The sequence below is a fragment of the Mycolicibacterium litorale genome, assembly GCF_010731695.1.
GTDB classification, from domain to species: Bacteria; Actinomycetota; Actinomycetes; order Mycobacteriales; family Mycobacteriaceae; genus Mycobacterium; species Mycobacterium litorale.
In genome coordinates this window covers 2,051,246-2,071,622 of the sequence record NZ_AP022586.1, presented here as the reverse complement: position 1 = coordinate 2,071,622, position 20,377 = coordinate 2,051,246, and the positions used below count along the sequence as shown (strand labels likewise).

Genomic DNA, 20,377 nt, shown 5'->3' with positions numbered 1-20,377 from the left:
AAGCTACCGACGTTGCCTGGGCTCTACACTGTTGCGGTTGTCCCAGTCCCTTTCTTCAGGAGTTTTTGTGCTGCGCAGTCATGCCGCCGGATCGTTGCGACCCGCCGACGCCGGTCAGAACGTGACGCTGGCCGGATGGGTGGCGCGCCGGCGCGATCACGGTGGCGTCATCTTCATCGACCTGCGCGACGCGTCCGGGGTGTCCCAGGTGGTGTTCCGCGAAGGCGCCGTGCTCGAGGCCGCCCACCGGCTGCGCGCCGAATTCTGTGTCGCCGTCGAAGGCGTGGTCGAGGTCCGGCCGGAGGGCAACGAGAACCCCGAGATCGCGACCGGCGGCGTCGAGGTGAACGCCACCACGCTGACCGTGCTCGGCGAGAGCGCGCCGCTGCCGTTCCAGCTCGACGAGGAGGCCGGCGAGGAGGCCCGGCTGCGTTACCGCTACCTCGACCTGCGCCGCGAAGGCCCGGGCAACGCCATTCGGCTGCGCTCGAAGGTGAACGCCGCCGCCCGTGAGGTGCTGGCCCGCCACGACTTCGTCGAGATCGAGACACCGACGATGACCCGGTCCACCCCCGAGGGTGCGCGCGACTTCCTGGTGCCCGCGCGTCTGCAGCCCGGTTCGTTCTACGCGCTGCCGCAGAGCCCGCAGCTGTTCAAGCAGCTGCTGATGGTCGCCGGGATGGAGCGGTACTACCAGATCGCGCGCTGTTACCGCGACGAGGACTTCCGCGCCGACCGCCAACCCGAGTTCACCCAGCTCGACATGGAGATGAGCTTCGTCGACGCCGACGACGTGATGGCCGTGTCGGAGGAGGTTCTCGCGGCGCTGTGGGCGCTGATCGGTCACGACCTGCCGACACCGCTGCCGCGCATCACTTACGCCGAGGCGATGCGCCGCTTCGGCTCCGACAAGCCCGATCTGCGGTTCGGCCTCGAGCTCGTCGAGTGCAAGGAGTTCTTCGCCGACACCACGTTCCGCGTGTTCCAGGCGCCCTACGTCGGTGCCGTCGTCATGCCCGGCGGGGCCTCGCAGCCGCGCCGCACGCTCGACGGCTGGCAGGAGTGGGCCAAACAGCGCGGCGCCAAGGGGTTGGCCTACGTGCTGGTCGGCGAGGACGGCACGCTGGGCGGGCCCGTCGCCAAGAACCTCACCGACGCCGAACGCGACGGCCTCGCCGCCCACGTCGGCGCCAACCCGGGCGACTGCATCTTCTTCGCCGCGGGCCCGGTCAAGTCGTCGCGGGCGCTGCTGGGTGCCGCGCGCATCGAGATCGCCAAACGCCTCGACATGATCGACCCCGACGCGTGGGCGTTCACCTGGGTGGTCGACTGGCCGCTGTTCGAGGTGGCCGAGGAGGCGACCGCCGCCGGTGACGTCGCGGTCGGCTCCGGGGCGTGGACGGCGGTGCACCACGCGTTCACCGCACCGCAGCCGCAGTCGGAGCAGACGTTCGACACCGATCCGGGCAGTGCGCTCGCCGACGCCTACGACATCGTCTGCAACGGCAACGAGATCGGGGGCGGCTCGATCCGTATCCATCGCCGCGACGTCCAGGAGCGCGTGTTCGCGATGATGGGCATCGACCACGACGAGGCCCAGGACAAATTCGGATTCCTGTTGGACGCCTTCACATTCGGTGCGCCGCCGCACGGCGGTATCGCCTTCGGCTGGGACCGCATCACCGCGCTGCTGGCGGGGATGGACTCCATCCGCGAAGTGATCGCGTTCCCGAAGTCCGGCGGCGGCGTCGACCCGCTGACCGGTGCGCCCGCCCCGATCACCGTGCAGCAGCGCCGGGAGTCGGGAATAGATGCCAAGCCGAAGAAGTCGGAGGAAGCATGACCCAGCCAGACAAGAACGAACTGATCGCCGACGTCGACTCGCTCAACGACTTCAACAAGGCCATCGTCGAGGAGTTCCGCAGCAACGACGGCGTCGTGGGCGGCCCGTTCGAAGGTGCCACGTTGTTGCTGCTGCACACCGTCGGCGCCAAGACCGGTAAGGCCCGGCTCACGCCGCTGGCGTACCTGACCGTCGACGGCAAGATGCTGATCGTCGGTTCCTACGCCGGTGCGCCGAAGGATCCGGCGTGGGTGCACAACCTGCGGGCGCTGCCGCGGGCTCACGTCGAGGTAGGCACCGAGGCCTACGACGTCGACGTGCGCGAACTGCCGCCCGAGGAGCGCGACGCCGCCTACGCGAAGATCGTCGAGCTGGCGCCCACGTTCGCCGAGTACCAGGCCAACACCGACCGCGTCATCCCGCTGTTCGAGCTCACCCGCGTCTGACGCCGGCAGATCGCGCTTCCCCCTTCACTATATGGCGGGGAGGGGGGCTTGCGGCAAGGCCCCCGATCTGCTGCACAATCGCCGTCCAGCTACTACGGACGGGGGCGTAAGCATGACGAGACCTTTCGAGATCCACGAGTCGGGTGGGTACCTGCACGGCACGAAGGCCGACCTCGCGGTGGGTGATCTGCTGGTGCCGGGGCGCCCGTCGAACTTCGAGGACGGCCGCGTCTCGAACCACGTGTACGTCACGCAGACGCTCGATGCCGCGGTGTGGGGAGCGGAGCTGGCCAGGGGCGAGGGCCGCGGCCGGATCTATCTCGTCGAGCCGCAGGGTGCGCTCGAGGACGATCCGAACGTGACCGACAAGAAGCTGCCCGGAAACCCGACCCGCTCCTACCGCACCCGCGAGCCGGTGAAGGTGATCGGCGAGATCACCGACTGGGTCGGGCATTCACCCGAACAGCTCCAGGCCATGCGCGACGGCCTCGCGGATCTGCAGCGCAGGGGACTTGCGGTCATCTACGACTAGAGCCGTTCGATGATCGTCGCGTTGGCCATCCCGCCTGCCTCACACATCGTCTGCAGGGCGTAGCGGCCACCGCGCTGCTCCAGGGCGTTGACCATCGTCGTCATGATCCGAACTCCGCTGGCGCCCAACGGGTGTCCGATCGCGATCGCGCCGCCGTTGACGTTGGTCTTCGCCAGATCGGCTCCGACGTCGGCGGCCCACGCCAGGACCACCGGCGCGAACGCCTCGTTGACCTCGAACAGGTCGATGTCGGCCAGCGACAGCCCCGCCTTGGTCAGCACCTTCTCGGTAGCCGGGATCACCCCGGTCAACATGTAGAGCGGATCGGACCCGACGGCGACCGCGGTGTGGATGCGCGCGAGCGGGCGTAGGCCCAGCCGCTTGGCCACCTCGGACGTGGTGATCAGCACCGCGGCGCTGCCGTCGGACAGCGGCGACGAGTTGCCTGCGGTGATCTCCCAGCCGATCTGCGGGAAGCGTTCCTCGTAGGCGGGGTGGTAGAACGCCGGCTTGAGCCCGGCCAGTGTCTCGACACTGGTGCCCGGACGGATGATCTCGTCGGTGGCCAGCCCGGCGATCGGGGCCAGCTCCTGATCGAACAGCCCCGCCTTGGTCGCCGCGGCGGCCTTCTCGTGGCTGCCCGCGGAAAACTCGTCGAGCGCAGTCCGCGACAGATTCCACTTCGCGGCGATCAGCTCGGCTGAAATACCCTGTGGCACAAGCCCGTCGGGGTAGCGCCGGGCGAAGTCGTCGCCGAACGGGTTGCTGCCCGGGAGCACCGATGAGCCCATCGGGACCCGGCTCATCGACTCCACGCCCGCGGCGATCACGATGTCGTACGCCCCCGAGGCGACGCCCTGGGCGGCGAAGCTGATGGCCTGCTGGCTGCTGCCGCACTGGCGGTCGACGGTGGTGCCGGGAACCGACTCCGGGAAGCCTGCTCCGAGCAGGGCGTTGCGCGCGATGTTCACGGCCTGATCGCCGACCTGCGTGACGGCGCCGGCGATGACGTCGTCGACGAGTGCGGGATCGACGCCGGTGCGGGCGACGAGTTCGCGAAGGCTGTGGGCCAGCAGGTCGGCGGGCAACACCTCGTGCAACGCGCCACCCGGCTTGCCCTTGCCGATCGGTGTCCGCACCGCCCCGACGATGACGGCGTCGCGACCTCGGAATCCGCTCATGACCACTCCCCTCTGAGTAGTGTTGTCTGTACTTAGACCTGTGTACCACCTAGGTATAGTGAGAACAACTCAGAGATGGGGATGATTCCGTGACCGTGCTGCAAGGGCCGCTGGCCGACCGCGACGCGTGGTCTGCGGTGGGGCAGTGCCCGATCGAGAAGACGATGTCGCTGCTGGGCACCAAGACGACGATGCTGCTCATGCGCGAGGCGTTCTACGGCACCACCCGCTTCGAGGATTTCTGGCGCCGGGTCGGGGTGACCAAGGCGGCCGCCGCCGCGCGGCTGTCCGAGCTGGTCGACGCCGGACTGCTCGAGCGCAGGCCCTATCAGGAGCCCGGGCAGCGGCGCCGCGACGAATACGTGCTGACCGACGCCGGTCGCGACTTCATGCCCGTGGTGTGGGCGATGTTCGAGTGGGGCCGACGCCACGTCGACGACAGCCGGCTGCGGTTGACCCACCTCGGCTGTGGCGAGGAGGCCACCGTGGAGATCCGCTGCGCGGCCGGCCACGAGGTGCCCGCCGACGAACTCGGCATGCGACTGGTTCGGGGGCGTTAGTCTCGGCCAGTGCTGCATCTGCGGGTCGTCGCTCCGGAGGACCTGCGGGACCCCGTGCTCGATGTGCTCCGCAGCGAAGTCGGTGTCGCCAACATCTTGCTGTATCCCGGCGTGTCCCTCGACCCGTCCGGTGACGAGATCACCGCGGACATCGCCCGCGAATGTGCGAACGACGTCATCAAACGGCTCAAGGAACTCGACGTGCACCATCGCGGGGCGGTCACCCTCGAGATCCTCGACACCGTGCTCTCGACCAGGGCGCACCGCGCCGAGGAGGAGGCCGACGGCGATCCCGCCGACGCGGTCATCTGGGACGAACTGATCGGGCGCACACGTGAAGAGGCGACGCTGAGCGTCACGTTCGTGACGTTCCTGACTCTGGCGTGTCTGCTCACCGCGATCGGCGTGGTCACCGACTCGACGGTCACCGTCGTGGGCGCCATGGTGCTCGGACCGGAGTTCGGCCCGCTGGCGGCGCTGGCGGTCGCCCTGGTGCAACGCAGGCGCGGCCTCGCCAGGCGCGCCGCGCTGGCGCTGATCGTCGGGTTCCCGATCGCGATGGGCATCACGGCGCTGTGCACGCTGGCCGCCGAGGCGCTGGGCTGGCTGACGGTGGACGCCGTCACCCACGTCGACGAGGTCGACTTCATCTTCCACGTCGGGCCGCTGTCGTTCGTGGTCGCGCTGCTGGCCGGTGCGGCGGGCATGCTGTCACTGGTGTCGGCCAGAGCCACCGGTCTGGTCGGGGTCTTCATCTCCGTCTACACCGTGACCGCCGCCGGGTTCGCCGTCGTCGCGGCGACCGTCGGCCAGTGGGACGTGGCGGGGAAGTCGGCGCTGCAGCTGCTGGTCAACCTGGTCGGCATCGTGGTGGCGGGGGTGGGGGTCCTGGTGCTGCGGCCGAAGGGGACGCTCATCCCTCGCGTCGCGCAGACCTGAGCGGTCGTCCCGCGCGCGAATGCGCACCGTGTGATGGGATCACCGGATGGGCGCCGGGCATCCTCGACCTGCGTCGGGTGCGTACCGTTCTGCGGTGATGGTCCCGTCCGCCGGGGGTCTGCCCGGACCCGTACCCGCCGATGTCGACGGCGTGCTCGCCGAGTATCGCGCCGCGCGCGCTCAGCAGGCGCTGTTCGACGTGCGGGGCGGCGCGGGCACCGGGTACGACGAGTTCGTCGACGCCGCGGGCGACATCCGGCCGACGTGGCGGGAGCTGGCCGACTGCGTCGTCGAACGCGGCCGCGCCGGCCTGGACCGGTTGCGTGCGGTCGTGCGCAACCTCGTCGACCACGACGGCATCACCTACATCCACGTCGACCAGCACGGTGAGGCGGTCGGCGGCGACGACGACACCGGCACGCCGGGCCCATGGCACCTCGACGGCCTGCCGCTCATCCTCGACGCCGAGGACTGGGGCCGCCTGGAATCCGGGCTGGTGCAACGCTCCCGGCTGCTCGACGCGGTGCTGACCGATCTCTACGGTCCCCAGCGCTCGATCACCAGCGGGGTGCTGCCCCCGCAACTGGTCTTCGCGCACCCGGGCTACCTGCGCGCGGCCCGCGGCATCCAGATCCCCGGCCACCGCCAGCTCTTCCTGCACGGGTGCGACGTCAGCCGCGGCGCCGACGGCGCGTTCCGCGTCAACGCCGACTGGACCCAGGCCCCGTCGGGCGCCGGCTACGCACTCGCCGACCGCCGGGTGGTCGCCCATGCCGTCCCCGAACTCTACGAACGGATCGGACCGCGGCCGGCGTCCCCGTGGGCCCAGGCGCTGCGGCTTGCGCTGATCGACGCGGCGCCGGAAGCGGCCGAGGAGCCGGTCGTGGTGGTGCTCAGCCCGGGGATCCACTCCGAGACCGCCTTCGACCAGGCCTATCTCGCCAGCGTGCTGGGTTTCCCGCTGGTGGAGAGCGCGGACCTCGTGGTGCGCGACGGCAAACTGTGGATGCGCTCGCTCGGCACCCTCAAACGGGTCGACGTGGTGCTGCGACGGGTCGACGCCGCCTACGCCGACCCGCTCGACCTGCGCGCCGACTCGCGGCTCGGGGTGGTCGGTCTGGTCGAGGTGCTGCGCCGCGGCGCGGTCACCGTGGTGAACACCCTGGGCAGCGGCATCCTCGAGAGTCCGGGGCTGCTGCGGTTCCTGCCGGAGCTGGCCGCGGAACTGCTGGGCGAGACACCGCTGCTGGCAACGGCGCCGGTGTACTGGGGCGGCATCGACCTGGAACGCTCGCACCTGCTCGGCAACCTGGGGTCGCTGCTGATCACACCGGTCACCGGCGGTGACCCGATCGTCGGCCCCGCGCTGTCGAGGAGCCAACGCGACGAGCTGGCCGCGCGGATCGACGCCGCCCCCTGGCAGTGGGTTGGCCAGGAGCTGCCGCAGTTCTCGTCCGCCCCGACCGTGCACCGCAGGGGCGGTCTGTCGGCGGCCAGTGTCGGGCTGCGGCTGTTCACCGTCGCCCAGCGCGGCGGCTATGCGCCGATGATCGGCGGGCTCGGCTATCTCCTGGCGCCCGGGCACGCCGCATACACGTTGAACAGCGTTGCCGCCAAGGACATCTGGATCCGGACGCCCGCACGGGTCACCGCGGAGCGCACCACACCCGCCGAACTCGACGTCCCCGCGCTGTCGACACCGGTCACCGCTAGCCCCACCCGCGAGGTCAGTTCCCCGCGCGTGCTGTCCGATTTGTTCTGGCTGGGCCGCTACGCCGAACGCGCCGAGTACACCGCCCGGCTGCTCGACGTCACCCGCGAGCGGTATCACGAATACCGCTACCGGCAGGAGATGGACGGCAGCGCGTGCGTGCCGGTGCTGCTCACCGCCATCGGAGAGCTCACCGGGACCGACACCGGCGCGGGCGGCGACTACGCCGAGATGATCGCGATCGCGCCGACCACGCTGTGGGCCGTGACCGCCGACCGGCACCGCGCCGGGTCGCTGGCACAGTCCATCGAACGGCTCGGCTCGGCCGCACGGTCGGTGCGCGACCAGATGTCCAACGACACGTGGATGGTGCTGGCCGCGGTCGAGCACGCGGTGCTGCGATCCTCGGCCGCGCCCCCGGAGTCGAAGGCCGAGGGCGATGCGTACCTGGCCTCGGCGCACAGCGCGACGCTGGCCGGCATGCTCGCCCTGTCAGGGGTGGCCGCCGAATCGATGATCAGGGACGCCGGCTGGACGATCATGGACATCGGCAAGCGCATCGAACGCGGCCTGGGGCTGACGGGGTTGCTGCGGGCCACGCTCATCGAGGCGCACAGCCCCGACGCCGAGCAGACCATCACCGAATCCGCGCTCGTGGCCTGCGAGTCCTCGGTCATCTACCGGCGGCGGATGCTGGGCACCGTGAGCGTGGCCGCGGTGGCCGACCTGCTGCTGTTCGACGCCGGGAACCCGCGCTCGCTGGCCTACCAGTTGGACCGGCTGCGCGAAGGGCTGCGGGTGCTGCCGGGCTCGTCGGGCTCGTCGCGTCCGGAGCGGCTCGTCGACGAGCTCGCCACCCGCCTGCGCCGGGTCGACCCCGCGGACCTCGAGGACGTCACGCCCGACGCGCGGCGTGCCGAACTGGCCGACCTGCTCGACGCGATGCACCGCGATCTGCGCGCCCTGTCGGGTGTCATCACCGCCGCCCACCTGTCCCTGCCGGGCGACATGCAGCCGCTGTGGGGGCCCGACCAACGACGGATGGTGCCATGACGGAAGAGCCGCGCGCGGCGGGGACACGCGCCTACTCCGTCACCCACCGCACGGTGTACCGCTACTCCGACGTGGTCACCAGCTCCTACGGGCGCGGCTTCCTCACCCCGCGGGACTCCCCGCGGCAGCGCTGCCTGACACACGATCTGCTCATCGAACCCGAGGCCGCCGACAGTTCGACCAGCCGCGACGCGTACGGCAACCTCAGCTCGTATTTCCATGTCACCGAACGCCATCAGACGCTGAGCATCACCAGCAGATCGGTCGTCGAGGTCGACCCGCCGCCGGACACGGTCTACGGCGGCGGATCGGCGCGGGCGCCGTGGGAGATCTCCCGCCCGGTGGGCGCCGACGGCGCGCTGGCCACCGAATTCACCCTCGACCTGCAGCCGCCGGAGATCACCGCGGCCGTACGCGATTACGCCGCACCGAGTTTCACGCCCGGCCGGCCCCTGATCGAGGTGCTGCGCGACCTGGCGTCCCGCATCCACCGGGATTTCACCTACCGTTCGGGCTCCACGACGGTGTCCACCAAGGTCAGTGAGGTTTTGGCGGCGCGCGAAGGGGTATGCCAGGACTTCGCCCGGTTGGCGATCGCGTGCCTGCGCGCGAACGGTCTGGCCGCCAGCTATGTCTCGGGTTACCTGGCGACCGACCCCCCTCCCGGAAAGGAACGGATGGTAGGCATCGATGCGACGCATGCCTGGGCCTCGGTGCGGACACCGCAGAACCAGTGGCTCGGGCTGGATCCCACCAACGACAAGATGGAGGACGAGCGGTACATCGTGGTGGGTATCGGGCGCGACTACGCCGACGTGCCGCCGCTGCGCGGGATCATCTACACCGAGTCGCGGAGCAGTGTGATCGAGGTGTCCGTCGACGTGGCACCGTACGAGGGGGGAGTGGTGCATGCGTGACTTCAACTGCCCCAACTGTGGGCAACGGCTGGCGTTCGAGAACTCGCTGTGCCTCAACTGCGGTAGCGCCCTGGGTTTCTCGCTCGACGATATGGCGCTGCTGGTGATCGCACCGCCGAAGGAGAGTGACCACGCGGGTGCGGTATCGGCACGCCAGTACCGGTTGTGCGCCAACCTGCATCTCGCAGAATGCAACTGGCTGGTGGAGAAGGGGCCGGTCGCGCTGCTGTGCGAAGCGTGCGCGCTGACCCGCACCAGGCCCAACGACGCCGACACCAAGGCGCTCGCCGCGTTCGCCGTGGCAGAACGGGCCAAACGCCGGCTCATCGCAGAGCTGCACGAACTGAAGCTGCCGATCGTCGGACGCGATGAGGATCCCGACTACGGGCTGGCGTTCGACCTGCTGTCCAGTGAGAACGAGAAAGTGTTCACCGGACACGCCAACGGGGTGATCACGCTCGACCTCGCCGAGGGCGACGACGTGCACCGCGAACAGCTGCGCGTCGCGATGGACGAGCCGTACCGGACCCTGCTCGGCCACTTCCGCCACGAGATCGGGCACTACTACTTCTACCGCCTCGTCGGACCGTCGGCCACTTACCTCGAGAGGTTCAACGAGCTGTTCGGCGACCCCGATCTCGACTACCAGGAGGCGCTCGACCGGCACTACAGCGAGGGCGCCCCGAAGGGGTGGGAGAAGGATTTCGTCTCGTCCTACGCCACCATGCATCCCGCGGAGGACTGGGCCGAGACCTTCGCCCACTACCTGCACATCCGCGACACGCTCGACACGGCCGCGGCGTTCGGGTTCGCCCCCGCAGGAGCCACATTCGAACGACGCGTGCTGGGCCCCAGCGGATTCGACACGATCATCGAGATGTGGCTACCGCTGTCGTGGGCGTTGAACATGGTGAACCGGTCGATGGGCCGAGACGACCTCTATCCGTTCGTGCTGGCGCCGCCGGTGCTCGAGAAGATGCGGTTCATCCACAACGTCATCGACGAGGTCACCGCCGACCCGACCAAACTCGCCAGCTCCACCGCCTCGCAGCAGCAACAGCAGAGCTGAGCCCGACCGGGCAACACGCGGGGTGACGTTCGGCCGCGAACGCCGGCGGCGTCCCTAGGATCACCCGGTGACCGATCGATACGGCCGCGATGTGCTGGCCCGCAATCCCCATGCGCCCAAACGCGTGCGCTCCACCGAGAAAGCCGTCGAACCGGGCATGGTGGTCGAGGACGCGCAGTCCGGTTACGTCGGCGCGGTGGTGCGCATCGAGAAGGGCCGAGTCGAACTGGAGGATCGCAACGGTCGCGTCCGGGCGTTCCCGCTCGGCCCCGGCTTCCTCCTCGAGGGCCGCCCGGTGGTCCTCACCGCGCCGCTGCGCGCACCCGCCCCGTCCGCGCGCACCGCGTCGGGCTCGGTCGCGGTGGCCGGCGCCCGCGCGAAGGTGGCCCTCGCGAGCCGCATCTACGTCGAAGGCCGGCACGATGCCGAACTCGTCGAACAGGTGTGGGGCGACGACCTGCGCATCGAAGGCGTGGTCGTCGAGTACCTCGGCGGCGTGGACGATCTCACCGCGATCGTCGAGGACTTCCGCCCTGGACCGGGCCGCCGGCTCGGCGTGCTCGTCGACCACCTCGTCACCGGCTCCAAGGAGTCCCGCATCGCCGAGGCGGTGCGCCGCGGCCCGTACGGGACGCACACGCTGGTGGTCGGGCACCCCTTCGTCGACATCTGGCAGTCGGTGAAACCCGCCCGGCTCGGCATGGCGGCGTGGCCGGAGATCCCGCGCGGTGTGGAGTGGAAGCACGGGGTGTGCGCGGCGCTGGGCTGGCCGCACGACGGTCAGGCCGACATCGCCCGGGCGTGGCAGCGCATCCGCGGCAGCGTCCGCGACTGGACGGATCTGGAACCCGAGCTGATCGGACGGGTCGAGGAACTGATCGATTTCGTCACGGCGCCCGCGTCCCGGTGACGTGGTAAGCACGAGACGTGTCCGACTCGCTGTTCGACGTACCGGGTGACGGTCCCGTCACGCAGACCGGTCCGGCGTCCGGCGCACCGGCGTCCGCGCCGCTGGCGGTGCGCATGCGCCCCGCCGCGCTCGACGAGGTGGTCGGCCAGCAGCATCTGCTGAAGCCGAACTCGCCGCTGCGCCGGCTGGTCGAGGGCTCCGGCGCCGCGTCGGTGATCCTCTACGGTCCGCCCGGCACCGGGAAGACCACGCTGGCGTCGCTCATCTCACATGCGACCGGCCGCCGGTTCGAGGCGCTCTCAGCGCTGTCGGCCGGGGTCAAAGAGGTGCGCGCCGTCATCGAAACGGCCCGTCAAGGCCTGCTCCGTGGGCAGCAGACGGTGTTGTTCATCGACGAGGTGCACCGGTTCTCCAAGACCCAGCAGGACGCGCTGCTGGCGGCGGTGGAGAACCGCGTCGTGCTGCTCGTCGCGGCGACCACGGAGAACCCGTCGTTCTCCGTGGTGGCACCGCTGCTGTCGCGGTCGTTGATCCTGCAGTTGCAGCCGTTGACGCCGGAGAACATCGCCGAGGTGGTCCGACGGGCGGTCGCCGATCCGCGCGGGCTCGGCGGCGCCGTCGAGGTCGGCGACGACGCGGTGGACCTGATCGTGCAGTTGTCGGCCGGCGACGCGCGCCGGGCGCTGACGGCGCTGGAGGTCGCCGCCGAAGCGGCCGCGGCCGCCGACGGACGCGTGACGGTCGACATCGTCGAGCAGTCCCTGGACAAGGCCGCCGTCCGCTACGACCGTGACGGCGACCAGCACTACGACGTCGTCAGCGCGTTCATCAAATCGGTGCGCGGCTCCGACGTCGACGCGGCGCTGCACTACCTCGCGCGCATGCTGGTGGCGGGGGAGGACCCCCGGTTCATCGCACGACGGCTGATGATCCTCGCCAGCGAGGACATCGGCATGGCCGACCCGACGGCGCTGCCCATCGCGGTGGCGGCGGCGCAGACGGTGCAGCTGATCGGGATGCCCGAGGCGCAGCTGACGCTGGCCCACGCGACCGTGCATCTGGCGACGGCCGCGAAGTCCAACGCGGTCACCACCGCGCTGGGGGCGGCGATGAACGACGTTCGCAACGGCAAGGCCGGCCAGGTGCCCGCCCACCTGCGCGACGGCCACTATTCGGGCGCCGCCCAACTCGGCAACGCGGTCGGCTACGTGTACTCCCACGACCATCCCGACGGCGTTGTCCCGCAACAGTATCCGCCCGACGAGCTGGTGGGTGTCGACTACTACCGGCCCACCGGCCGAGGTGCCGAACGCGAGATCGGCGGGCGCCTGGAACGGCTGCGCGCCATCATCCGCAAGCGGCGCTGACCGGACGCTTGACACCACCGCGGCACAGCCCTACCTTGTAATCAACAAAAGTGTTGATCAAGGATATAGTTGACCAATGGGACGTGGTGAGGTCGACGACTCGCTGGATCGGGCCTTCATGGCGCTCGCCGATCCGGTGCGACGGGCCATCGTGGCGCGACTGTCGCGGGGGCCCGCCACGGTCAACGAACTGGCCGAGCCGTTCCAGATCACCAAACAGGCGGTGTCGCGGCACATCGCGGTCCTCGAGCAGGCGGGACTGGTGACCCGGACGCGCGATGCGCAGCGCCGCCCGGTGCACCTCGACGCCGCCGCCCTCGAGCGGTTGACCGGCTGGATCGACCGCTACCGCCTCGACGCCGAACGCAACTACCGCCGGCTGGACGCCCTGCTGGCGGAGAAGGAAGGACGATCATGAGCAAGGCACTCGATCTCGTCGCACCGGTGGACACACTGGCGATGGACTACACCCGCGACTTCGACGCCCCCGTCGCCGCGCTGTTCCGTGCGCACGCCGAACCGGAGCTGGTCCGCCGGTGGCTCGGTCCGTACGGTCTCGAGATGTCCATCGAGCGTTGGGATTTCCGCACCGGCGGCGGCTACCGGTATGTGCACTCCGACGACAACGGCACCTACGCGTTCAACGGCGTCTTCCACACCGTCCGCCCCGATCTGGTGATCCAGACCTTCGAATTCGAAGGCGCACCGGACATGGTCAACATCGAATTCCTGTGGTTCGAGGATCGCGGCGAGCGGCGCAGCCGGCTTCGCGGCCGGTCGATCTGCCCGAACACCGAGGCCCGCGACGCGCTGCTGTCCTCGGGGATGGAGCGCGGCATGACCGAGGGCTACGAACGTCTCGACGCGTTGTTGCCGTCGCTGTGACCGATTGTTCGGCGCACATCATCCCGGCACCGGATTCGCACCGACGACTCAGGTGAGCCCGGAGTGTCTGTGACACTGCGGCCGCCCGCTGACAGATTATGAGCCGGCTTTCAGGAAACCGGATCTAGCTGCGGTTATACGCTTTTCGCGGGCGATTCTCCCGTCGTTGTCTCATATTTCACGACCCGTCTCGATCCGGGTATGGGATTCGGCAGAGGGCCGTTTGACCGCGTATGACAGATACCGCACTACTCGCACCACTCGACTCCACCCGCACCGCCCGCCGGAACGCGCCCCGAATCGCCGGGACGGCCACGGCCTTCACCTCCAACCGCCACAGCCAGCAGGAGGTGGCGGAGGCGCTCACCGAGTTCGCCGACCCGGGATTCGCCCGCTTCGCGAGCACCAGCGGCGTCGAATACCGCAACCTCGCGCTCCCGCTGCACCGCTATCCGACACTGACCGGATTCACCGAAGCCAATGCCGCCTACGTGGAGGTGGCGACCGACCTCGGTGAACGCGCCATCCGGTCGGCACTCGACGCCGCAGGCATCCAGCCGGATCAGGTCGACGCCATCGTCGCTGTGTCGAGCACCGGGGTGGCCGTACCCACCATCGACGCGACCATCTGTTCGCACCTCGGATTCCGTCCCGACGTCAAACGCATCCCGCTGTTCGGGCTCGGCTGTGTGGCCGGGGCCGCGGGAATGGCGCGCGTCCACGACTACCTGCGGGGCTATCCCGACCACGTCGCCGTCCTGCTCTCGGTCGAGCTCTGCTCACTCACGCTGCAGCGTGACGACAAGTCGATCCCCGCGCTGATCGGCGTGTGCCTGTTCGGCGACGGTGCCGCCGCGGTGGTGGCGACCGGGGCCGAAAGGCAGACGCCGGGCGCCGATTCCGCCCCGCGGGTGCTCGCCACCCGCAGCAGACTGTTTCCCGGCACCGCCGACGTCATGGGCTGGAACGTCCGGTCCAGCGGGTTCAAGCTGGTCATGTCGCGTGACGTACCGAAGATGGCCGAGGACCACCTCGGCGACGAGGTCTACCGGTTCCTCGCCGACCACGGCCTGACCACGGCCGACATCTCCACCTGGGTCTGCCACCCGGGCGGCCCCAAGGTGCTCGAGGCGATCCAGGGTGCGGTCGGCATGCCGGCCAACGCACTGAGGCACAGCTGGGAGTCGATGCGGGAGCACGGCAACATCTCGTCGGCATCGGTGCTCGACGTCCTGGGACGCACACTCGCCCAGCGACCGGCGGACGGATCGCTGGGCCTCATGCTCGCGATGGGGCCGGGCTTCAGCTTCGAACTCCTGCTGCTGAGCTGGTAGCCCGCCGTGTACTACCTGTTCATCCTCGCGGTCGGCGTCGAGCGGCTGGTCGAGCTCGTGGTGTCGCGCCGCAATGCGAAATGGTCGTTCGCCCACGGCGGCAGGGAATTCGGCCAGGGGCACTATCCGGTCATGGTGGCGATGCACGCCCTGCTGCTGGTCTCGTGCGTCGTCGAGGTCCGGGCCGCCCACCGGCCCTTCATCCCGTGGCTGGGGTGGACGATGGTGGCCGTCGTGATCGCCAGTACCGTCGTCCGCTGGTGGTGTGTGTCGGTGCTCGGCACCCACTGGAACCCGCGGCTGATCGTCATCCCCGGCGCCGCGCTGGTGCGGCGCGGCCCCTACCGCTGGCTGCACCACCCCAACTACACGGCGGTCGCCGCCGAGGTGGCGGCGCTGCCGCTGATCCACTCCGCGTGGGTGACCGCCATCGTGTTCAGCATCGCCAACGCCCTGGTGCTCAACGTCCGTATCCGTGCGGAGAACATCGCGCTGGGTTATGCGGCGCAGCAGGCGGTAGGCCACCACGCGAGACCGTGATGGGGCACCATGTCGCCGTGCCCCAGCGTGGCGTGTTGGCCCGAATCGCCGCCCTGTCCCTTGCCGCGCCGCGACGCATCATCGCCGCCGCACTGCTGGCGGCGGTGGCGGCCGCGGTGTTCGGCGTCCCGGTCGCAGGAAAGCTGGCCGCCGGAGGCTTCCAGGATCCGTCGGCCGAATCCTCCCGAGCCGCAGCACTGCTGGCGCAACGGTTCCACCAGGGCGACGCCCAGCTGCTCATCACCGTCACCTCACCGCAGGGCGCGGCGGGCGGCGCCGCCAGGGCGGTCGGCGCCGACATCGTCGACACGCTGCACGGCTCACCGTACGTCGCGTCGGTGACGTCGGCCTGGACCGCCGCCGAGCCCGCCGCCCGCGAACTGATCAGCGACGACGGCCGCACCGGGCTGGTGATCGCCGGAATCACCGGCGGGCAGGAGCATTCCGACAGCAACGCCGAGGCGCTCGTGCAGGCGATCGGGGGCGAGCGCAGCGAACGCGACGGGGTGAGCGTGCGCGCCGGTGGCGTCGCGATGGTCAACAGGCAGGTCACCGCCCAGACCCAGCACGACCTGCTGCTGATGGAGTCGATCGCGATCCCGCTGAGCTTCCTGGTGCTGGTCTGGGTGTTCGGCGGGCTGCCGGCCGCGGCGGTCCCGGTGTGCGTCGGCCTGGTCGCGATCGTCGGGTCACTGGCGGTGCTGCACGTCATCACGTTCTTCACCGACGTGTCGATTTTCGCGCTGAACCTCTGCATGGCCATGGGACTGGCGCTGGCGATCGACTACACCCTGCTGATGGTCAGCAGGTACCGCGACGAGCTGGCGGCGGGCGCGGACCGGGCGACGGCGCTGACCGGCATGATGGTCACCGCGGGCCGCACCGTGGTGTTCTCCGCGACGACGGTGGCGCTGCCGATGCTCACGATGGTGCTGTTCCCGATGTACTTCCTCAAGTCGTTCGCCTATGCCGGGGTGGCGACCGTCGTGTTCGCGGCGCTGGCCGCCCTGGTGCTGACCCCGGCCGCGATCGCGCTCCTCGGCGACCGGATCGACGCACCGGAGCCCAAGCCCGTCGAGCGTCAGTTCTGGTATCGCTCCACAATTTTCGTGATGCGCCGTGCCGTGCCGGTCGGATTGGCCGGCATCGTGGTGCTCGTCCTGCTCGGACTGCCGTTCCTCGGCGTGCGGTGGGGGCTGCCCGACGATCGCGTCCTGCCGCAGTCGGCGTCCGCGCACGAGGTGGGCGACCAGCTGCGCGACGGCTTCGCCAGCGACCCGGCGACGGCCGTCAGCATGGTGATCCCCGACGTTCGCGGAGTCAGCGAAGCCCAGCTGAGCCGCTACGCCGCCGACGTGTCGCGGGTGGCGGACGTGTCGTCGGTGTCCGCGCCCTCGGGCACGTACGCCGCCGGACAGCGGGTCGGGCCGCCCACGGCCGCCACCGGGGTGCGCGAGGGCAGCGCGTTCCTCACGGTGTCCACCGACGCGCCGCTGTTCTCGGATCGCTCTGCGGCACAGCTGGACCGGCTGCACGAGGTGCCGGGACCGGCCGGGCGCGCGGTCGAACTGGCCGGGGTGGCGCCGAGCAACCGCGACAGCGTCGCCGCCATCACCTCGCGGCTGCCGTTGGTGCTCGGGCTGATCGCGGTGTCCACGTTCTGCCTGCTGTTCCTGCTGACCGGCAGCGTCGTGCTGCCGCTGAAAGCGTTGCTACTCAACGTGTTGTCGCTGAGCGCGGCGTTCGGTGCCATGGTCTGGATCTTCCAGGAGGGGCACCTCGGCGGGCTGGGCACCACGTCGACCGGGACGCTGGTGGCCAACATCCCGGTGCTGTTGTTCTGCATCGCGTTCGGGCTGTCGATGGACTACGAGGTGTTCCTGATGTCCCGGATTCGCGAGTTCTGGCTGGCCTCCGGACGCACCGCCGCCGACGTGTCCGAGAGCGTGGCGCTCGGGCTGGCGCACACCGGCCGGGTGGTCACCGCGGCAGCGCTGGTGATGTCGATCAGCTTCGCGGCGTTGATCGCGGCGAACGTGTCGTTCATGCGGATGTTCGGTCTCGGCCTGAGCCTCGCGGTCCTCGCCGACGCCACGCTGGTGCGGATGGTGCTGGTGCCGGCGTTCATGCGCGTGCTGGGCCGGTGGAACTGGTGGTCCCCGAAACCGTTGGCGCGCGTGCACGGCCGGTTCGGGATCAGTGAGGGAGCCCCTGTTCCAGGCTCTGCTTGACCGCCAGCCGGCGCAGCTTGCCCGACGACGTCCGCGGCAGCGACCCCGGTTTGACGAACACCACGTCCGACGGCACCACACCGCACTGCGACGCCACCTGCTGGACCAGTTCCGTACGCGCACCGGCCTCGTCGCGCCCGCGGAACTCCGCGGCGATCACCAGACCGGGCCGGATCGAACCCTCGCCGGTGCCCACCGCGACGACCGCGCCTTCACGCACCCCCTGCACCTGGGCGGCGATCCGCTCCACCTCGGCCGGGAAGATGTTGCGGCCCGCCACCGTGATGAGTTCCTTGGCTCGGCCGCACACCACCAGTCCGCCGTCCACGAAGTAGCCGAGATCGCCTGTCGGAAACCAACTTTCGACATCGCGGGGATCGTTGCCGACGTAGCCCGACATCATCGAAGAACCGCGTATCTCGATCTCACCGACGTCGCGGCCGGCCACCTCGGATTCCGCGTCGCGCGGTGTGATCCGCACGTGCATGCCGGCGATCGCGTGCCCGAGCACCGCATGCCGGCGCACGGATGTGCCCCCCTCGGTGTGCACCACCACCTCGTCGGTGCGCAACCCGTCGCCGGGCATCGGGACCGTGACCGCGCACGTCGACTCCGCCAGGCCGTACGACGGTGCCAACGCTCCGGCGGAGAAGCCGAAACGGGCCATCTCGGTGGCGAACAGCGACGTCAACTCGCAGTCGACCGGTTCGCCGCCGTTGAGCGCGAACCGGACGCTCGACAGATCGACGCCGGCGACCCGGCGCGCGTACTTGCCGATCATCCCGAAGGCCATGTTCGGCGCCGCGGTGATGGTCGCACGGCTGTCGCTGAGCCAGTTCAGCCAGCGGAACGGCGACGCCTGGAACGCCGTCGTGGGGGCCTGCCAGGTCTCGACGCCCGCGAGCGCCCCGGAGAGCAGGAAGCTCAACCCCATGTCGTGGTACAGCGGCAGCCACGAACATCCGACATCGCCCGGTCGGACGTCGGTGCGGAGGTTGATCCCGGTGAGGTTGGCCAGCACGGCGTCCGGTGACAGCCGCACCGTCCGCGGAGTGCCGGTGGAGCCGGCCGTGCCTTGCAGGATCGCGACGTCGCCGGACGGCGCCGGCGCGGCGAACGGTCCGGACCGCGAAGCTCCGGCCCACGCCGTCACGTCCTGCACCGCGGCGTCGGGGGACTCCGCCGAGCGCAGTTGCTCGAGGTGAACGCCGTGACTGAGCACGTGGCTCACGCCCGCGCCGGCGAACCGGGCGAGCGTGGTGTGCGCCCACTGGTCGGCGGCGGCGCCACGGACCGGTCCGGGCAGCACCGAGACGCCGCGACCGGCGAGGAAGGCGCCGAAGATCGCCGCGATGAACTCGACGGTCGGTTCGCCGACCACGCCCACCGCGGCCGCGTCGGCGTCGGCGATACGGTCCGCGACGTTGGTGGCCCGGGTGTGCACCTCGGCCCACGGGTGGCGCAGCCACGATCCGCTCTCGCGGTCGAGCAGCACGAGATCGGTGCCGCTGGAGGTGAGCGACTCGGTGAGCGCCGAGGCCAGCGAGGTCACCGCCGCTCCCGGTTCGCCGGTCGGTGGCAAACGTCGCGACGTTCGCTCGGTGTGCGGGGGACGCGCTCGGATCGAGCGGTCCGGTCAGTCCTCAGCGTCACGCCCGCACAGTACAACGTGAACGTAAGTAAGGCTACGCTGACCTACCCTCGCGTCGCGCAGGTCATAGCGGACGAACGGATCAGCGTACGAAGCCGGTGTGCCGGCCTACGCCCAAAGCAAAGCCCGGCCGACCAATGTCGACCGGGCTCCGCCGGGTTGTCGATCAGCGCATCATGGTGCGCCGGCCGCCCACCGCGCCGCGGCGACGGCCCATCAGCGCGGCCACCAGGGCCACACCGATCACCGCGACCACGACCTGGACCAGCAGTTCCATCCAGTCGATGCCGCTGGTGGCGGTCGGGATGCCGATCGCCCGCGCGATCGCCGTGCCGATGAGAGCCGACACGATGCCGACCGCGATGGTGATCAGGATGCCGATGTTCTGCTTGCCCGGCAGCAACAGGCGGCCGAGTGCACCGACGACGATGCCGATGAGAATTGCGCTGATAATGCCGGTAACTGTCATGGTTCCTCCAAGAGGTTGGGGTGCAGCGGAGATACCCGGCCGCCGACCCGAATAAACGCGTGCGTCAAACGCCTGCGCGTCAGGCCATTTCGGGCACGCGCAGGCTCGCGATCGCCAGCTCGAACTCGCCGACATCGAGCTGGTCGGCGCCAAGGTCGCGCAACCGGGCGGTGCGCAGCGAGCGGGCCTGGTCCCGGTTGCGGTTCATCGCGCTCATGGTGTCGAAGGAGGCCGAGGACACGGCCCGCCCGGTGGTGCGGTCGATCATCAGGCTGGCGCTGCAGAACCCCTCGAGTTGCTCGATCGACGGCAGCACCTCGGCACGGTAGAACTCGATCGCCTGGTCGAATTGTTCGGGGCGGGCCTTCAACCAGGTCGCCCGTACCCCGGCGCCCGCGCCCGCACGGTGGTCGCGATGCAGGACCGCGATCTCCCACTCCTCGACCAGAGGAGTGCCGCCGAAGGCGCGGGCGGCACGGTCGCGCAACGGTTTCACCTGCTCGGCGGCGTCGCGCATCGCCTCGGCCGACTCCCAGGCGGTGGTCGCGATGCAGCGGTGGGATTCCCGATCCACCAACAGCGACAGCCCGACGCAGCCGGGGATGTCGCGCAGTGCGGGCATCACCTCGTTGCGGATGTGGGTGATACCGGCGTCCACGGCGCCCGGTCGGGCCTCGATAGTGGTTGTGCGTGCGAACACAGCTCACCCCCTTGGGTGACGGGGCAGCGCCCCGGTGGC

19 protein-coding genes are annotated in these 20,377 nt (G+C 70.0%); 15 read left to right on the top strand and 4 right to left on the bottom strand.

Features of this window, described 5'->3' with window-relative positions:
- Positions 1-67: 67 nt before the first annotated feature.
- From aspS to arr, 3 genes are all read left to right on the top strand, one after another.
- The gene (gene aspS / locus G6N30_RS09665; RefSeq protein WP_134052239.1) at positions 68-1,843 is read left to right on the top strand and encodes an aspartate--tRNA ligase; all 1,776 of its coding nucleotides are present in this window, start codon (positions 68-70) and stop codon (positions 1,841-1,843) included.
- Positions 1,840-2,289: a nitroreductase family deazaflavin-dependent oxidoreductase gene (locus tag G6N30_RS09660; protein WP_134052237.1), complete on the top strand. Its 450-nt coding sequence runs from the start codon at positions 1,840-1,842 to the stop codon at positions 2,287-2,289. The genes aspS and G6N30_RS09660 overlap by 4 nt, the downstream gene beginning before the upstream one ends.
- A gap of 112 nt (positions 2,290-2,401) precedes the next feature.
- Complete coding sequence (arr, locus tag G6N30_RS09655; RefSeq protein ID WP_134052235.1) at positions 2,402-2,821, top strand: NAD(+)--rifampin ADP-ribosyltransferase; 420 nt, start codon at positions 2,402-2,404, stop codon at positions 2,819-2,821.
- Here arr and G6N30_RS09650 read toward each other — a convergent pair.
- Positions 2,818-4,002 carry a thiolase family protein gene (locus tag G6N30_RS09650; RefSeq protein WP_134052233.1) on the bottom strand — a complete coding sequence of 395 codons (1,185 nt, stop codon included), beginning with the start codon at positions 4,000-4,002 and terminating at the stop codon, positions 2,818-2,820. The two genes, arr and G6N30_RS09650, sit on opposite strands and share 4 nt — an antisense overlap.
- An 89-nt stretch (positions 4,003-4,091) precedes the next feature.
- On the opposite strand from G6N30_RS09650, the gene G6N30_RS09645 reads away from it, so the two are divergent.
- From G6N30_RS09645 to G6N30_RS09590, 12 genes are all read left to right on the top strand, one after another.
- Entirely contained in the window at positions 4,092-4,562 is a 471-nt protein-coding gene (locus G6N30_RS09645) for a winged helix-turn-helix transcriptional regulator (RefSeq protein ID WP_134052230.1), read from the top strand.
- Between the two features lie 9 nt (positions 4,563-4,571).
- Positions 4,572-5,501, top strand: a complete 930-nt coding sequence (locus G6N30_RS09640; RefSeq protein ID WP_134052228.1) for a DUF389 domain-containing protein — start codon at positions 4,572-4,574, stop codon at positions 5,499-5,501.
- A gap of 97 nt (positions 5,502-5,598) precedes the next feature.
- Entirely contained in the window at positions 5,599-8,265 is a 2,667-nt protein-coding gene (locus tag G6N30_RS09635; RefSeq protein WP_134055116.1) for a circularly permuted type 2 ATP-grasp protein, read from the top strand.
- Entirely contained in the window at positions 8,262-9,182 is a 921-nt protein-coding gene (locus tag G6N30_RS09630) for a transglutaminase family protein (protein ID WP_134052227.1), read from the top strand. Before G6N30_RS09635 ends, G6N30_RS09630 begins: the two co-directional genes overlap by 4 nt.
- Positions 9,175-10,251, top strand: coding sequence for a zinc-binding metallopeptidase family protein (locus G6N30_RS09625; protein ID WP_134052225.1), 1,077 nt, complete (start codon positions 9,175-9,177; stop codon positions 10,249-10,251). The genes G6N30_RS09630 and G6N30_RS09625 overlap by 8 nt, the downstream gene beginning before the upstream one ends.
- A 67-nt stretch (positions 10,252-10,318) precedes the next feature.
- Positions 10,319-11,161, top strand: coding sequence for a DUF3097 domain-containing protein (locus G6N30_RS09620; RefSeq protein ID WP_134052223.1), 843 nt, complete (start codon positions 10,319-10,321; stop codon positions 11,159-11,161).
- Between the two features lie 17 nt (positions 11,162-11,178).
- Positions 11,179-12,528, top strand: a complete 1,350-nt coding sequence (locus G6N30_RS09615) for a replication-associated recombination protein A (RefSeq protein ID WP_134052221.1) — start codon at positions 11,179-11,181, stop codon at positions 12,526-12,528.
- Between the two features lie 76 nt (positions 12,529-12,604).
- Positions 12,605-12,946: an ArsR/SmtB family transcription factor gene (locus tag G6N30_RS09610; protein ID WP_134052219.1), complete on the top strand. Its 342-nt coding sequence runs from the start codon at positions 12,605-12,607 to the stop codon at positions 12,944-12,946.
- The gene (locus tag G6N30_RS09605; RefSeq protein ID WP_134052217.1) at positions 12,943-13,413 is read left to right on the top strand and encodes an SRPBCC family protein; all 471 of its coding nucleotides are present in this window, start codon (positions 12,943-12,945) and stop codon (positions 13,411-13,413) included. Before G6N30_RS09610 ends, G6N30_RS09605 begins: the two co-directional genes overlap by 4 nt.
- Positions 13,414-13,646: 233 nt before the next feature.
- Positions 13,647-14,747, top strand: coding sequence for a type III polyketide synthase (locus G6N30_RS09600; RefSeq protein WP_134052215.1), 1,101 nt, complete (start codon positions 13,647-13,649; stop codon positions 14,745-14,747).
- Between the two features lie 6 nt (positions 14,748-14,753).
- Positions 14,754-15,287, top strand: coding sequence for an isoprenylcysteine carboxyl methyltransferase family protein (locus tag G6N30_RS09595; protein ID WP_134052214.1), 534 nt, complete (start codon positions 14,754-14,756; stop codon positions 15,285-15,287).
- A gap of 32 nt (positions 15,288-15,319) precedes the next feature.
- Entirely contained in the window at positions 15,320-17,518 is a 2,199-nt protein-coding gene (locus G6N30_RS09590) for an MMPL family transporter (protein ID WP_163687908.1), read from the top strand.
- On the opposite strand, the gene mbtM is transcribed toward G6N30_RS09590, so the two are convergent.
- The 3 genes from mbtM to G6N30_RS09575 form a co-directional block, all read right to left on the bottom strand.
- Entirely contained in the window at positions 17,484-19,061 is a 1,578-nt protein-coding gene (gene mbtM, locus G6N30_RS09585; RefSeq protein ID WP_179965618.1) for a long-chain-fatty acid--ACP ligase MbtM, read from the bottom strand. The two genes, G6N30_RS09590 and mbtM, sit on opposite strands and share 35 nt — an antisense overlap.
- Before the next feature lie 274 nt (positions 19,062-19,335).
- Complete coding sequence (locus G6N30_RS09580; protein WP_134052207.1) at positions 19,336-19,638, bottom strand: GlsB/YeaQ/YmgE family stress response membrane protein; 303 nt, start codon at positions 19,636-19,638, stop codon at positions 19,336-19,338.
- 79 nt (positions 19,639-19,717) lie between these two features.
- Complete coding sequence (locus G6N30_RS09575; protein ID WP_134052205.1) at positions 19,718-20,338, bottom strand: antibiotic biosynthesis monooxygenase; 621 nt, start codon at positions 20,336-20,338, stop codon at positions 19,718-19,720.
- Positions 20,339-20,377 lie beyond the last annotated feature (39 nt).

Excerpts from the sequence above, each read along its gene's own strand:
- G6N30_RS09660 (WP_134052237.1), top strand. The coding sequence starts at position 1,840 with ATGACCCAGCCAGACAAGAACGAACTGATCGCCGACGTCGACTCGCTC.
- arr (WP_134052235.1), top strand. The coding sequence starts at position 2,402 with ATGACGAGACCTTTCGAGATCCACGAGTCGGGTGGGTACCTGCACGGC.
- G6N30_RS09650 (WP_134052233.1), bottom strand. The coding sequence starts at position 4,002 with ATGAGCGGATTCCGAGGTCGCGACGCCGTCATCGTCGGGGCGGTGCGG.
- G6N30_RS09635 (WP_134055116.1), top strand. The coding sequence starts at position 5,599 with ATGGTCCCGTCCGCCGGGGGTCTGCCCGGACCCGTACCCGCCGATGTC.
- G6N30_RS09630 (WP_134052227.1), top strand. The coding sequence starts at position 8,262 with ATGACGGAAGAGCCGCGCGCGGCGGGGACACGCGCCTACTCCGTCACC.
- G6N30_RS09625 (WP_134052225.1), top strand. The coding sequence starts at position 9,175 with ATGCGTGACTTCAACTGCCCCAACTGTGGGCAACGGCTGGCGTTCGAG.
- G6N30_RS09610 (WP_134052219.1), top strand. The coding sequence starts at position 12,605 with ATGGGACGTGGTGAGGTCGACGACTCGCTGGATCGGGCCTTCATGGCG.
- G6N30_RS09605 (WP_134052217.1), top strand. The coding sequence starts at position 12,943 with ATGAGCAAGGCACTCGATCTCGTCGCACCGGTGGACACACTGGCGATG.
- G6N30_RS09600 (WP_134052215.1), top strand. The coding sequence starts at position 13,647 with ATGACAGATACCGCACTACTCGCACCACTCGACTCCACCCGCACCGCC.
- G6N30_RS09580 (WP_134052207.1), bottom strand. The coding sequence starts at position 19,638 with ATGACAGTTACCGGCATTATCAGCGCAATTCTCATCGGCATCGTCGTC.